Origin of the sequence: Levilinea saccharolytica, assembly GCF_001306035.1 — a bacterium.
GTDB classification, from domain to species: Bacteria; Chloroflexota; Anaerolineae; order Anaerolineales; family Anaerolineaceae; genus Levilinea; species Levilinea saccharolytica.
This window is the reverse complement of record NZ_LGCM01000031.1, coordinates 76,147-89,783: the sequence shown is the minus strand read 5'-3', so window position 1 is coordinate 89,783 and position 13,637 is coordinate 76,147. Positions and strand designations below refer to the sequence as shown.

Below are 13,637 nucleotides of genomic sequence, written 5' to 3'. Positions count from 1 at the left end.
GCATGAGCAACCGCTTGAGCGAATTTCAGCAGTACCGAACGCGCATGAACGACCGCATCGCGCAGATGGACCATTTGGGGATTAAACGCTTTTTCAACCTGGACACGGTCGCCTATAAAGACGGTGCGCTGAGCGCCAAGGAAAAAGAGCTGCTAGGGCTGGTGGCCTCGATGGTGCTGCGCTGCAACGACTGCATTGATTACCATATTTTGCAGTGTATGGACGCCGGCTGGAGCGATGCGGAGCTGAATGAGGCGTTTAACGTTGCGCTGATCGTGGGCGGCAGCATTGTGATCCCGCATTTGCGCCACGCGGTGGAAACCGTGGATCTGGTGCACCAGATGAAGGCGGAAGGGGCGGGTTAGGGCCCACCTGAAATGACAAATAACCGGTCTGGCCGAATTCACACAGCCAGACCGGTTTTATTTTGCCAGTATCAGAGCGTTCAGCGGAAAAAGGCGAAGAAAGTCTGCCAGACGGCCAGGATGACAAAGGCGCCCAGGCTGCTGAGTACCACCAGGGTGTCGTAGATGCGGTCGCCCAGGGTGCGGATGGACTTGCCCCAGGTGTAGACCGTGGCCGCGGCGGTGAGGCTGCCTGCGACCAAAGCCAGCCAGGGCAGGAGCATGGCAATGCGGTAGCTGTTGGGCAAGCCGAAGAGCACCATGAAATTGTTCTCCAGGGCCAGTTGGAAGCCGCCTACCAGGACGAGGACAAGGAAGAGGATCAACGGCAGGGGGGTGAAAAGACCCACCAGACGGCCCACGATGGCGAACACAGGCACAGGAGCCTGAGGACGGCGGCGGAGCTTGCGCACCAGCCAAAGCAGCGGCCACACCAGCAGGGCGGTGGACATGCCCAACAGTCCCAGGGTGAGGATGATCACCTGTATTACAGCGCGGCTGTCAAAATTCAGCAGGCGGCCCAGAATGGGCAAGGGGACAAATTCACCCGGGGTGAAGAAGTCCATCTTTTGTTCCTGGGCGCAGGCGGTGTTGGGGGCGCGTTGGGGGTTATTCAGGAATTCGGCGATGATACCGTCTTCGCAGTCGCCGGTGGTGGCGGCCCCGTGGCTGCCGGTGGGGAAGACCACCACATAATGGTTCGTGAGCGTCTCTGCGGCAGCGGCACCAAAGGCGGGTGGGGTGATGGGGTCGAACTGGCCGGAGAGCACCAGGGTGGGCACGCTGCTGACCACAGGCTCATCGGCGCGCGCTCCCAAGGCGGGCACATCCCAGCGGGCGCACAGGTCGAGCATGGCCTGGTCGTTGAGGATTTCGTTATCGGCGATGGAAGGACGCACCCCCTCTAGAGAAACGTCCTGCAGGGTGAAATCGGCGTCTTCGGCGCAGACCACGGAATAGTACATTCCGTAGCTCATACTGCGGTCAAAATAGAGCTGGCCGAGGAGGCTGGAGAGGAAATCGAAATTGCCTTCGCGGGCATCGTAGATCACTTTGGGCAGCCAGGGGACAAACTGCGAGCCGTAGAGGATTTGGAAGAGGCTGGATTGAAAGGCGTCCCCGTCAAACAGGGTGGGGTAGGTTTCATTGGTTTCCAAATCCTGCAGGATGATGTTGGCTGGGGTCTGGTTGAGGGCGGCCATGGTCTCGTCAAACACAGCTTCCAAATTTGGATAGGCAGCATTGCATTCCGCGTCCGCAGCGCAGGATTGGAACAGCTCATTGAAGGCGCGGTTGATGGAACTGGGGCTCATGGTGATGAAATTGATTTGGGGGGGAACCACCGCGTCGAGAACCACGGAGCGCAGCCCAGCCGAGTAATCCCGCAGGGTGTGCAGGGCCAGGAGCGTGCCGTAGGAGACGCCGTACAGGTCAATTTTCTCATAGCCGAGGGCTTGGCGCAGGGCGTCCACGTCCGCGGCGTTTTCAAAGCTGTTGAAGGCCGCCAGGTTGATCCCTTCGGAGAGCAGGCGGTCACGGCAGGCCAGGGCTGATTGATTGTAGCGCTGGTTGCCCTCTTCCAGGGTCAGATCCAGATTAAGCGTCTCTTTGGTGAGGGTGAGCAGTTCGGGGCAGGCCAGCGAGGGTTTAGAAAGGCCGGTGCCGCGTTGGTCGAAAAGGATCACATCCCGACCCTGGCGCAGCGGAGAATCAACGGTCAGCTGGAAGGCGTAAGTTTCAATGGTGGCACCGCCGGGGCCGCCCTGAGTGATGACAAAGGGGGAGGCCGCCGTGGGGCTGCCGCTGGGGTTGGGCAGAATAAGGACGGCCAATTCAATTTGGGGACCGTCCGGCTGCTGGTGAACTTCGGGCACGGTGACATAGCCGCATTGGGCCGGGTTGGTTTCATCGAAACCGATGTTCAAATCAAAATCGGCGCAGTCCGCGGGGGTAAAAGTGGGGCCGCTTTGGGCCGAGACGGGCTGAGCGCTTGTGAATCCGGTGAGGAGAAGCCAAAAGGCCAGAAAAAGAACAGCGACCAAGAATTTTCGCATGAGGGGGGAGCCTTTCCGAGATGACGGCTATTGGCCAGCCGTGGGGGATTGCAGGGTGGTTTGGCTGAGGCGCTGGCAGTACCAGCTGAGCCAGCGGTTGGACCATCCAAACAGGGATGAGTCACGGACGATGCGCTTGACTTCTTCGCGCGATATTTTAACCTCGCTGGACAGCACCTGGTGCAAATTACCGCGGCTGAGCGCCAGGGTGCGGATGGCAAAGGCCAGCGGCCAGATGCAGGCCAGACGGACGGAATGGAAGTACTGGGGGATGGCGACGATGTAGGACAGGGCGAATTTGAGGTGGCGCTCTGCTTTTTGCGCCATCAGGCCGACCACCTGAACGGCCTGATCACGGTGGGTAGGCTCGAATAAATCGGCGCGGCGGATGCCGTAGGATTTGCAGAAGCTCTCCGGCACGTACACCCAGCCGCGTTCCAGGTCTTTTCGCAGGCCGCGGATGATATTCACCGTTTGCAGCGCCAGACCGGTTTCGCGCGCCAGGGGCATGAGGCGGTCGAGGTGACGTTTGAGCAGGGGGACATGACAGGCGAACAGCTCGGTGGAAAGATAGCCCACCCGCCCGGCGACTTCGTGCATGTAATCATCCAGGTCTTCTTCGGTGAGGATATCGGGGCCGCGCAGCACCCAACGGGCCATCCCCAGGGTGGAATCGGGGACGTGGTGAAAGATGGCGGCCTGCATGCCTTCGGGCAGCCGGTGGGCCAGGGCGAGGATTGCCTCTGCCTGTTCCAGGGCTTGAGAATCGGGAGAGCCGTCGAGGAAATTTTGCGCGGCCATCTGGTGCACCCAGGGTGCAGCGGGCAGGCGGCCGAGCAGAACCTGATGCCAGCGCAGCAGCTCGGCGTTTTTTTGTTCGGGGGTCATCAGGGTATTGTCTTCGAGGTAATCGGAGATGCGCAGAAGCAGATAGGCCAGACAAAAGGCCTCACCCAGGCGGCCGGGAAGCTGGCGGATGGAGATGTAAAATGTCCGGCTGGTGCCGCGGAGCAAATCCCATTCCTGATGATGCATGCTGACGGCCTCCTATGAAACGGAACGAACGATGAAGCGCACAATGTCTCTATTATGCCAAAACTTGACGCGATTGGCAAATTTCTGCGGGTGATCGGCCAAGACCTGGGATGGGGGCTTTGCAATTTGGGGTGAACATGTGATAATCGGTGCAAATCAGTGGTTCTCGCCCCTGAGAAAACGAGGAGAGATGAAAAAGTCCCTGCGATGGTTATGCGTTTTGGCTGCCTGTTGGGCAGCCCTGGGCTGTGGGATTTCTACGCCGACCCCAGCCCCTGCGACCAGCCAACCGCTGGAACCGGCTGCGCCGCCTACGCCGACGAGCGCGCCTGCGGTGGATGTTCCCGCGGCGCCGCCCGCGGGCGACACCCCCACGGCGCCTGCCGTCCCTACACCTATCACGCGGCCGGTGGGAGTGAAATTATTGGAGCTGCATATGACGGACGCGGCCACCGGCTGGGCGGTGGGTCAGATTCCGGGGTTCAGTCTGGAATTTGTACTGCGCACAGCTGACGGCGGAGCGACCTGGCGGGATGTGACCCCGGCGCCGGTGAAATCGCTGAGCGTGCAGACGGATCTGGCGACCGCGGCGTTTTTTATGGATGCAAACCGCGCCTGGGCGGTATTTGGCAGCCAAGCCCCGGAACCGCTGGCCACGAATGAGGTGGTGGTGTGGCGCACGACAGACGGCGGGCAAAATTGGGAGGCCAGCCAACCCCTGAACATCGACGGGCTGCAGTCTGAGTTCTTCATGCCGGGGGAAGTGGTGTTCACCCAGGAGCTTTCCGGCTGGGTAATGGTTCACCTGGGGGCGGGCATGAGCCACGATTACGTGGCAATCTATGCCACTCGCGACGGGGGCGTCACCTGGGAACGGATGATTGACCCGCAGCGCGGCAATTTGCCCATGTCCTGTTCGAAATCGGGGATTCAGTTCCTGCAATGGGAAAGCGGATGGGTGACAGGCAACTGCCCTGGGCTGATGCCGGGGGTGTATTTTTACGCCACCCAGGACGGCGGAAAAAGCTGGTCTGGGGTGGATCTGCCGGTTCCCACCAATGACCCGATCTTGCTGAAAGATCAAACCATGTGCGGGCTGCCGCATGAACCCGTGTTTATCAACGGGAAGTCCGGCTATCAGGTGGTGCAGTGTCTGTATGTGGATGCCAATCAGGCGGCGCAGTACCTGTACACCACCCAAGACAGCGGTGCCAACTGGTCGCCGCGCAACCTGCCGGCGGCGTATGGGGAGGTATTTTTCCTGGATGAGCTGAACGGCTGGTTTGTGGGTGGGGCAGATCGAGATTTCATCGACGGCACAAAGATGTACCGGACGGAAGACGGCGGGCAGAACTGGTGGCCGCTTTCGACCTTGATCTGGAGCGGGCCGATTCAATTTGTCAACCCGCAGGTGGGCTGGGTGATCGCCAAAATTGACCAGGCCAGCACCCTGGTGAAAACCACCAACGGCGGACAAAGCTGGATGGATCTGAAACCAGTTGTGATTCCATAACGGATGGGAGAAAAGATGGGAAGTGCAGACTTAACCTGTCGTTTGTTGGGCCTGGAGATGAAAAATCCCATTGTCCTGGCTTCGGGGATCATTGGAACCAGCTCCAGCTTGTTCCTGCGTGCGGCACAAGTGGGCGTGGGGGCAGTGACCGCCAAGAGCTGCAGCCTGCAGCCGCGCGCCGGGCACCCCAACCCTGTGGCCCTGGACTGGGGCGCGGGGGTGATTAACGCCATTGGGCTGACCAACCCCGGCGCTGAGGAAGAGGTGCACTTGCTGGCTGAGGGGCGTAGGATTTTGGAGCCTTACGGTGTTCCGCTGATCGCGAGCATCTTTGCCGGCACGGTAGAGGAATTTGGGCAGGTGGCGGCGCTGATCGCGCAGGCGCGGCCCCATCTTTTGGAAGTGAATATCTCCTGCCCCAACGTGGCAGATGAATTTGGCACGCCTTTCGCGGCGGTGTGCGAGAGCGCCGCGGCGGTGACCGAATCGGTGCGCCGCGCAGTGGGCAAAGATTTGCCCATCGCCGTCAAGCTGGCCCCCAATGTGTACAACATCGGGCGGATCGCGGCCGCGGTGGTGGAGGCGGGCGCGGACGCCATCACAGCGATTAACACCATGCCGGGAATGGTGATTGATGCGCACGCCCGGCGGCCGGTGCTGCACAACCGCACGGGGGGGCTTTCGGGGATGGCGATTAAGCCCATCGCGCTGCGGTGTGTGGCCGAGATTGCGCATGCCGTGAAGGTTCCCATCATCGGTACCGGCGGCGTGAACACTGGCGAAGACGCCGCGGAGATGATCCTGGCGGGCGCCACGGCGGTGGGGGTGGGCACAGCGGTGTGGTACCGCGGAGTGGAGGCCCTGGGGACGATTGCGCAGGAGTTGGGCGCGTTTATGCAGGCCGAGGGGATCCGGTCTTTGGATGAAATGCGAGGGCAGGCGATCCGATGAGTACGATGATGCAACCCACTTATTTGCACCGGCCGTTTACCCTGGTGTCTTCGAAAATGGATAATTACCGCACGCGCAGCCTGACCTTTGCGGAAAAGCTGGACTGCCAGCCCGGGCAGTATGTGATGGCCTGGCTGCCGGGGGTAGGCGAAAAGCCCTTCAGTATTGCGGGGGATGACCCACTGCAGCTGATGGTGGTGGATGTCGGCCCGGTGAGCCACAGCCTGCACTCGGTGGCGGAAGGCCAACGGGTTTGGATCCGCGGCCCGCTGGGGCAAGGCTACCGCCTGGTAGGGCAGCGTGTGCTGTTGGCAGCGGGAGGCTACGGCGTGGCCCCGCTGTATTACCTGGCGCGCAAGGCCCTGGCGGCGGGGATGAGCGCGGAAGTGTGCATGGGGGCGCGCAGCGCGGAGGATGTGCTGTGGGCGGAGCGTTTTCAGGCCCTGGGCGTGCCTGTGCGGGTGATGACGGAGGACGGCTCAATGGGCGAGCGTGGGCTGGTGACGAAGGCCACCGAAGCGGCGATCGCCGCGGCGAGGCCAGACAGCCTGTGCGCCTGCGGCCCGCTGGGCATGTTGGAAGCCCTGGACCGTCAGTGTGAGCAGCTGGGCGTGGCCCGCCAGCTTTCGTGGGAGGCGCACATGCGCTGCGGGATGGGGCTGTGCGGCAGCTGTGAACTGCCTGCGCCCCAGGGGGAAGACGGCAGCCTGCACCGCCATTCGTGCCAGCAGCCTGGCTGGCTGGCCTGTTTGGATGGGCCGGTTTCCTGGAAGGAATGAGATCTTTTCACTGAATCGAGAGCGCCTGGCGGTCATTTTCGCCAGGCGCTTTTGTGTTTGGGTTGGATGTGCGGACTAGATGCCGTGCAGGGCATTGACCTGACGGAAGTGGTAGCCGTAAATGGTCATGGTGATGGCCAGGGAGAATTTTTGCGGGTACTTCCACAAGGCCCAGAAGAACAGGCGCCAATATTCGCCGCGCTCTTTGCCCAGAATACCCAGCTTCCAGATGGAGCGCAGGAAGGCGTAAATCTCCTGCCATTCGAGATGGACGGGGGATTTGGGCGGGTTGTAATGGGTCAAAAAAGTCTTGACACGCTGATAGAAGGTGTGGGGAGAATACAACTCGCGCATGATCTTTTTGTAGCCCTCGGTTAAGACCTCGATGCCCATGCGCGGGACGATGTTGGTGGAGCCGTCGGCGTTATCCCCCGAAAGCTCGCAGACCAAGCGGCCTTCTTCGCGCATGCGCTGGTACAGCTGGGTCCCGTAGGGGGCCTGGAGCATGCCTACCATGGCGGTGACGATGCCGCTGCGCTGGATGAAATCAATCTGTCGTTCAAAGATGGAGGTGGTATCGTTGTCGAAGCCGACGATGAAACCGCCCATTACCTGCAGGCCGTATTCTTGAATGCGGCGCACCGTCTCCACCAGATCGCGGTGGGTGTTCTGGCTCTTTTTACATTCGATCAGGCTGGCTTCATCGGGGGTCTCGATGCCCACAAAGACCGAGATAAAGCCTGCCGCGGACATCATGCGCATGAGCTCCGGGTCGTCGGCCAGATTGATAGACGCCTCGGTGATGAAATTGACGCCGGCTTTGCCTTTGCGCCAGGCGATGAGGGCAGGGAGGATTTCTTCTTTGAGCTGGCGCTTGTTGCAAATGAAATTGTCATCCACAAAGAAGATATTGCGGCGCCAGCCGAGGCTGTACATGGCGTCCAGCTCGGCGATGATCTGATCAGCGGATTTGGTGCGGGGGCGGTGGCCGAGCATGGCGGTGACGTTGCAGAAGTCGCAGTTGTAGGGGCAGCCGCGGGAATACTGAATGCTGAGCGAATCGTAGGCGCTCATTTTGATCAGATCCCAGCGGGGGATGGGGCTGGTGGCGATGTCGGCGAAGGCATCCGTGCGGTACACGCGCTGCGGGCTGCCGTTAGTCAGTTCGCGTAGAAACAGCGGCAGGGTTATTTCACCCTCGTTGAGGATGAAGTGATCCACTTCCGGGAATGACTCCCATTCGCCCAGGAAGAGCGGCCCACCGGCGACCACCATTTTTTGCAGCTGCTTGCAGCGATGAATAACCTCATGCGTGGATTCGCGCTGCACGACCATGGCGCTGACGAAGACCATATCCGCCCAGGCGATATCGCGATCTTTCAGCGGCTGCACGTTGAGATCTACCAGGCGGGTTTCCCAGTCTGTGGGCAGCATGGATGCGATGGTGAGCAGACCCAAGGGGGGCGAGGAGGATTTCTTGACAACGAAACGCAGAGCGTGTTTAAAGCTCCAGAACGTATCGGGAAATTCAGGATATACCAAAAGGATCTTCATATCGGGTTACCTCCAAATTGGAGCAAAGATAACCTCAGTATAAAGACCCTGGGGGTGCGGGGGATGTAGCAAAGGTCATATCCGCTTACGGGTTTGTGTCCCGTGTGCGCTGGCGATGGGGTATGACCCAGGCGGGCAAAAACCAGGGTGCGCTCAGACCAGAGTGTGCCTGAGAGCTGTGACCTTTTTCACATCACGGCAGGCGGGTGATGCGCAGCAGAGCGCTTTCGAAATTGCCGAGCATCAGAGGCAGGCCGGTGTGCATCCAATAGGCCCCACTGTGAGGCTCAGGAACCCCCTCGACCGCGTACAGGGCCTGCGGATCCAGTCCCTGCAAGCGCAAAGGCGGCAGGGCTGCCGGGTCGGGCAGGTAGGTGCGGAAGGCAAATAACACCCCGGCGGCTCCGTCTTCGGAGAGGTATTGGACAGTGGAGAAGGGCGATTGGGAGGGGGAGCGCAGACGGAACTGACTGCCAAACTGGATGATGGGGCGGATGTCTTTGTAGACCGCGATCCAATGGGCGGCCTCGGCGCGTTCCTGGGGAGACCATTGGGTAAGGTTGCCGCCGATGCCCAGAGACCCGCACATGCTGACGTGGAAACGGAAGGAAAGAGGGATCTGGCCGCGGTTGGCGTCGGTGACCCAGGCTTCCATCACCTGAGCGGGGAAAAGCTGCGAGAAGCCCTCCTGAATGCGCAGGCGAGCAGCGGCTTCGGTGTTGTCGCTGACCCAAATTTGGTCGGCATAGCGCAGCACCCCCAAATCGGCGCGGCCTCCGCCGCCCGAACAGGATTGGAAAGTGACCTGGGGGTGGCGGCTGCGCAGGGTTTCGAGAATGTGATAGAGACCGTGGGTATAGCGTACCCACATTTCACGCGGATCACGCGGGGCATCCGGCCAGCCGGGTTCGGAAACGGCGCGGTTCATGTCCCATTTGATGAATGAAATGTCATGCTGCGAAAGCAGCTCATCCAGCATCTGAATCAAATGGGCCTGTACATCCGGGCGGGCGAGGTTGAGGATGAGCTGGTTGCGGCCGGTGCGGCGCTGACGGGTGGGAAAATGAAGCACCCAGTCGGGGTGAGCGCGGTAGAGATCGCTGTCGGGGTTGACCATTTCGGGTTCCACCCACAGACCAAAGCGCATCCCCAGGGCGGTGACCTGCTGGATGAGCGGGTTCAGGCCGTGGGGGAACTTGAGCGGATCGGGAGACCAATCACCCAACCCGGCGCGGTCGTCGCGGCGGCCTTTGAACCAGCCGTCGTCCATCACGAAGAGTTCAACCCCCATCTGGGCGGCGAGCTGCGCCAGGCGGATCTGAGATGGGGCGTCCACATCAAACAGGGTGGCCTCCCAGGAATTGTAGAGGACGGGGTGCAGGGCGCGGGGATGGGGGATGAGGCGGCTGCGGATGAGCTGGTGAAGGCAGCGGCTGGCCGCGCCGAAACCTTCTTGCGTATAGCCAGCATACGCGGACGGGGTGGTGAAGGTCTCTCCGGGCTGAAGATCCCAGGCAAAATCAAAATCGTTGACGCCCAGGCTGACGCGGGTAGAGGCAAAGCCAGTATCCTCCGCGCATAATTTCCAGTTGCCGCTCCAGCCCAGGGCGCCAAACCAGACCTCGCCCTGGGTTTCGCTGGCATCCCCGCCGTCCAGGGCAAACCAGGGGTTGTGGTGGTGGCTGGTGGTGAGGCGGCGGCTTTCGATGACTTTGACGCCGGGGGTGAGGGTTTCGCGAACGAGGTGGAATTCGTCGTTCCAGCGCCCGTACAGATGGGAAAAGCGGTAGGCAGTCCCCGCCGGTGGGTGCCACTGGACAGAGAAGGCGCGTTCCAGGCGGATGGGCGCGGCGGAGTCATTCACCAGCTCTGCCCAGCGTTCGATGATATCCGACTCAGCATGGACGCGGTAATGCAGGCGCACGCGCAGGGCATAGACGGGGTCCTGGAGGGTGATGACCAGATGGGGTAGATCATCCACTTCTGCCTGACTGTCTTGAAAAACCAGCACCGTATCGCGCACCTGGTCGTGGGCGGTCACTTTGAGGCAGGGCTCCACAAATTTCATGCCCGCCCAGGCGGGGTATTCTTCTGGAAGGAGGTGTTCGGGGTGGTTAAAAGATGCCCAGCCCTCAGATTCGGGCGCGGGCGGCAAGGCGGAAGGCGAAGCGATGCGCGGGCCCCAGTATTGGTGAACCAGCAGCCCTAAAGAATTGAGGCCAAAGGCGTAGGTGGTGTTTTGGGTGTGCAGCAGCCAGGAGGAGCCGATCTGTTGGATAGACATGGGCAAGCTCTCAAAAAAATCGCGTAGAATTAGGGATGGGATTGACCCCCTGATTATAATAGAATCCGCCGTGGGTTGGCGAAACGGGACTGCATGCAAAAGGAGCGGAGATGCGATTAAAGGTGTTGGGCTGCGAGGCATTGGCGCGCATGGTGTATTCACAGGCGGCGGTGTCGCCGCACGTGGTGGATGTGGAAATTTACCGCCTGGGGCTACATGCGCGGCCACCGGAGCTGCGCACGCACCTGCAAGAGCGGATTGACGCCTGCCAGGGGCAGGGGTACGACGCGCTGCTGCTGGCTTACGGCCTGTGCGGGAAGGCTACCGAAGGCCTAACAGCGCGGGATGTACCCTTGGTGCTGCCCAGGGCGCACGACTGCATCACGCTGTTTCTGGGCAGCCGGGCGCGCTACACCGAAGAATTCTCACGCGACCCTGGCACGTATTGGTACGCGCTGGATTACGTGCAGCGCAACGATCAAGCTGGGACGGCGTTGTCCATTGGCGCGGGGGTGGCGGATGACCTGCCGGGCGTGTACGCGGCCTATGTGGAGAAATACGGACAGGACAACGCCGACTACTTGATGGAAGTGATGGGCGCGTGGCAAAAACATTACGACCGCGCGGCGTTTGTGGATGTGGGCTTAGGAGACGGGCGCGCAGCAGAGGAACAGGCGCGGGCGGATGCCGAACGGCGCGGATGGAAATTCACGCGCCTGGAGGGGGATCTGCGCTTGATCCGCGGACTGCTCAGCGGGACGTGGGACGAGGACTACTTGGTGATCCCGCCGGGGCACCGCATTTGCATGAGCAGCGATGAGGGTGTGGTGCGCAGCGAACCCGCAGACTGATCAAGGGGTGGGGGGCAGCCAGAAGGCGCGGTTCACGTAGGTGTAGGGCAGTCCCGTCAGCGCTGGGTTTTGATCCAATACGGTGCGTTCTTGCTTGAAGGGGTTAAAACGCTCAAAACTGAGCGAGTATTGGCCCTCAGCCTGGGCTTTCGACACCCATAGGAAAAGCTCCTGCCCGTCTGGCGACCAGACCGCCCCGGGCATGATGCCCGTCAGGCGGGGAAATTCGGTATACCAGCCCTGTTTGACCCAAAAGATAAAGAGGTGATAGCCGGAGGACTGTTCGTAATATTTGCTGAACTCGTCCACCAGAATGAGCATGTGGGAATCGCTGGGCGACCACAGGTACTGGTTGAGGCGGTTGCGGACTTTGTAACCGTTGGCAGGGGGGAATACAATCAGGCGGCGGCTGGGCAGGCGGGTTTCGGCGTTTTCGATGACGAGCTTGTCAATGAAACCGTAATCCCCGGCGGTCTGCGGATCCATAAAGGCCAGGGATTGGGCATCATTGGAGAGGACCAACTGCTGCACATCGCCCACAGGCTGGGTTTGTCCGTCCAGGCTGGTGCGCTGATAGCCGCTGGCCTGGCAGACGATGCGAGACGAACAGGCGCCAGCCTGCCAGTAGACCCAGCCCGCCTGCGGGGACTTCACCAACGCAATGGGGCTGTCGCTTTCAGCGGTGATTTTCTGCCAATCTGCGGCGGCGGAAGAGGTTTTCCACACAGCGGGGTAGCCTTCGCGATCTGAGAGCAGCAGGATGGACTGGCCGTCAGAGAGGTAAAAGGCCGAGAGGCTGCCGTGATCCACAAAGGCATCCGTGATAAGAGTGGGCGCGGGGTCAGCGAACCGAACCTGGTACAACTCTGTGCCGCGGCTGAGCAGGGCGCTTTGACCGTCTGGGGAAACATCCTGCAGGCGAATATCTTCGGCGGTCAGGGGGGTAAGGGCCTGGGAGTCGAGGTTAAAGGTGAAAACTCCGCGGTCGTGCAGCGAACCGTCGCGGCTTTCGATCAGGTCGAGCAGGACGCAATTGTCACCCGCCGGGCAATCTGGCGGCGTGAATTGCAGCGGCAAGGCGGTGGGCTGGGGGGTGGGTGCGGTGTTCAGGGCGGTTTCGGAGGCCGCGGGCGGGGTCTGCGCGCTCACCGCTCGCCAGACGGCATCCAGAGCGCGCAGGCCGGTAAAACTTTTCACCAACCAGGCTTCGCGGGTGAGGTGGAAGGTGTCCCGTTCGGGGTCAATGCCTTTATGCTCAATGCCCTGCACTGCGCGCCAGAAATTCATCATGGGGAGTTGATATTCGCTGGCCAGGCGGGCGACCGCCGGATTGATGACATGTTCTTTACCGGTTTCGGCCATGTCGGCCTTGGTGGCGAGGATGGGCAGGACGCCCTGCTGGATGCTGGCCTCGATGATCTGGCGTAAATACACCTCGTAGCGGTCAATGGTGGCGGGGGTGCGCCAGGTTTCCAACGAAATGATGACGATACTGGGGTTATGTACGCGAAATTCGCAGGACAGGGGCGATTCACCGGGTTTACAGGCGCTGGGGTCGGCCTGCAGGGGGGATAGAAGGGAGGCAGCCGTGAATCCGCCGCGCACGGCAATGCCGTCGCGGTCGAAGGAGCCGGAGAAATGATCAATGGTCTCCTGCAAGTATTGTTCTTCGGGTTTCAGGCTGTATCCCAAAGGGTGGCCAAAGACGCCCATGAATACCCCAGGGATGGATTGGCAGTCGCCAACGACGGAAAATGCCTGCGGATTGGTGCCGCGCTGCAGCCCTTGCTGGTAGATCTCGCGGGCGCGGTCAGATACCTGGGGTACCACCGGCCAGTTCTTCCAATCTTCGGGGGGCAGGGTTTCGCCGGGGTTGGCGGGCGCGCTGGGCACCGAAGCCGGGCTGACTGGCGAGGGGGTGGCCTCTGGTGGGGCGGAATCTGCGTTCGGTTCTGCCGCGGGCTGCTCCGGCGCAGCGGAAGGGGCTGAGGGCAGGGTGGGAGCGTCGGGTTGTTCCACAGCGGGGAGGGTTGGGGCGGCGGCTGGCTGCGGCTGGCAAGCGGTGAGGAGGAGCAGGATGGAGAGCAGGGCGAGCAGGCAGGTAGACGATTTCACAGCAAGAGGCTGCATGAGGACCTCGGGTCAGTTGCAGAATGGCTGCATGGTATCACAACCCTGCCAGGGGCGCAACCTGTTGGCGCTGAAGGAAAAC

10 protein-coding genes are annotated in these 13,637 nt (G+C 61.1%); 5 read left to right on the top strand and 5 right to left on the bottom strand.

Going from position 1 to position 13,637, the window contains the following annotated elements:
• Positions 1–2: 2 nt before the first annotated feature.
• On the top strand, positions 3–365 hold the full coding sequence (locus ADN01_RS08575; protein ID WP_062418681.1) for a carboxymuconolactone decarboxylase family protein: 363 nt from the start codon (positions 3–5) through the stop codon (positions 363–365).
• A gap of 80 nt (positions 366–445) precedes the next feature.
• Here the strand turns inward: ADN01_RS08575 and ADN01_RS08570 are convergent, their stop codons facing one another.
• Complete coding sequence (locus ADN01_RS08570; RefSeq protein ID WP_062418680.1) at positions 446–2,458, bottom strand: alpha/beta fold hydrolase; 2,013 nt, start codon at positions 2,456–2,458, stop codon at positions 446–448.
• Positions 2,459–2,485: 27 nt separating this feature from the next.
• A complete protein-coding gene (locus ADN01_RS08565; RefSeq protein ID WP_062418679.1) occupies positions 2,486–3,493 on the bottom strand; it encodes a squalene/phytoene synthase family protein in 1,008 nt (335 codons plus the stop codon).
• A 190-nt stretch (positions 3,494–3,683) separates the two neighbouring features.
• On the opposite strand from ADN01_RS08565, the gene ADN01_RS08560 reads away from it, so the two are divergent.
• The 3 genes from ADN01_RS08560 to ADN01_RS08550 are packed head-to-tail and all read left to right on the top strand — an operon-like array spanning position 3,684 to position 6,736.
• On the top strand, positions 3,684–5,006 hold the full coding sequence (locus ADN01_RS08560; RefSeq protein WP_147239067.1) for a beta propeller repeat protein: 1,323 nt from the start codon (positions 3,684–3,686) through the stop codon (positions 5,004–5,006).
• A 15-nt stretch (positions 5,007–5,021) separates the two neighbouring features.
• A complete protein-coding gene (locus ADN01_RS08555; RefSeq protein ID WP_062418677.1) occupies positions 5,022–5,957 on the top strand; it encodes a dihydroorotate dehydrogenase in 936 nt (311 codons plus the stop codon).
• A 5-nt stretch (positions 5,958–5,962) separates the two neighbouring features.
• Positions 5,963–6,736 (top strand): iron-sulfur cluster-binding protein, encoded by a 774-nt coding sequence (locus ADN01_RS08550; protein ID WP_160318400.1) that lies wholly within the window; start codon positions 5,963–5,965, stop codon positions 6,734–6,736.
• Between the two features lie 75 nt (positions 6,737–6,811).
• On the opposite strand, the gene ADN01_RS08545 is transcribed toward ADN01_RS08550, so the two are convergent.
• Both ADN01_RS08545 and ADN01_RS08540 read right to left on the bottom strand, forming a co-directional pair.
• Complete coding sequence (locus ADN01_RS08545; protein ID WP_062418675.1) at positions 6,812–8,290, bottom strand: B12-binding domain-containing radical SAM protein; 1,479 nt, start codon at positions 8,288–8,290, stop codon at positions 6,812–6,814.
• A 193-nt stretch (positions 8,291–8,483) separates the two neighbouring features.
• Positions 8,484–10,574 carry an alpha-galactosidase gene (locus ADN01_RS08540; protein WP_062418674.1) on the bottom strand — a complete coding sequence of 697 codons (2,091 nt, stop codon included), beginning with the start codon at positions 10,572–10,574 and terminating at the stop codon, positions 8,484–8,486.
• Positions 10,575–10,684: 110 nt separating this feature from the next.
• Here ADN01_RS08540 and ADN01_RS08535 point away from each other — a divergent pair, with 110 nt between their 5' ends.
• Complete coding sequence (locus tag ADN01_RS08535; RefSeq protein WP_062418673.1) at positions 10,685–11,425, top strand: DUF1638 domain-containing protein; 741 nt, start codon at positions 10,685–10,687, stop codon at positions 11,423–11,425.
• Here the strand turns inward: ADN01_RS08535 and ADN01_RS08530 are convergent, their stop codons facing one another.
• On the bottom strand, positions 11,426–13,555 hold the full coding sequence (locus tag ADN01_RS08530) for a hypothetical protein (RefSeq protein ID WP_075071073.1): 2,130 nt from the start codon (positions 13,553–13,555) through the stop codon (positions 11,426–11,428).
• Between the last annotated feature and the right edge of the window lie 82 nt (positions 13,556–13,637).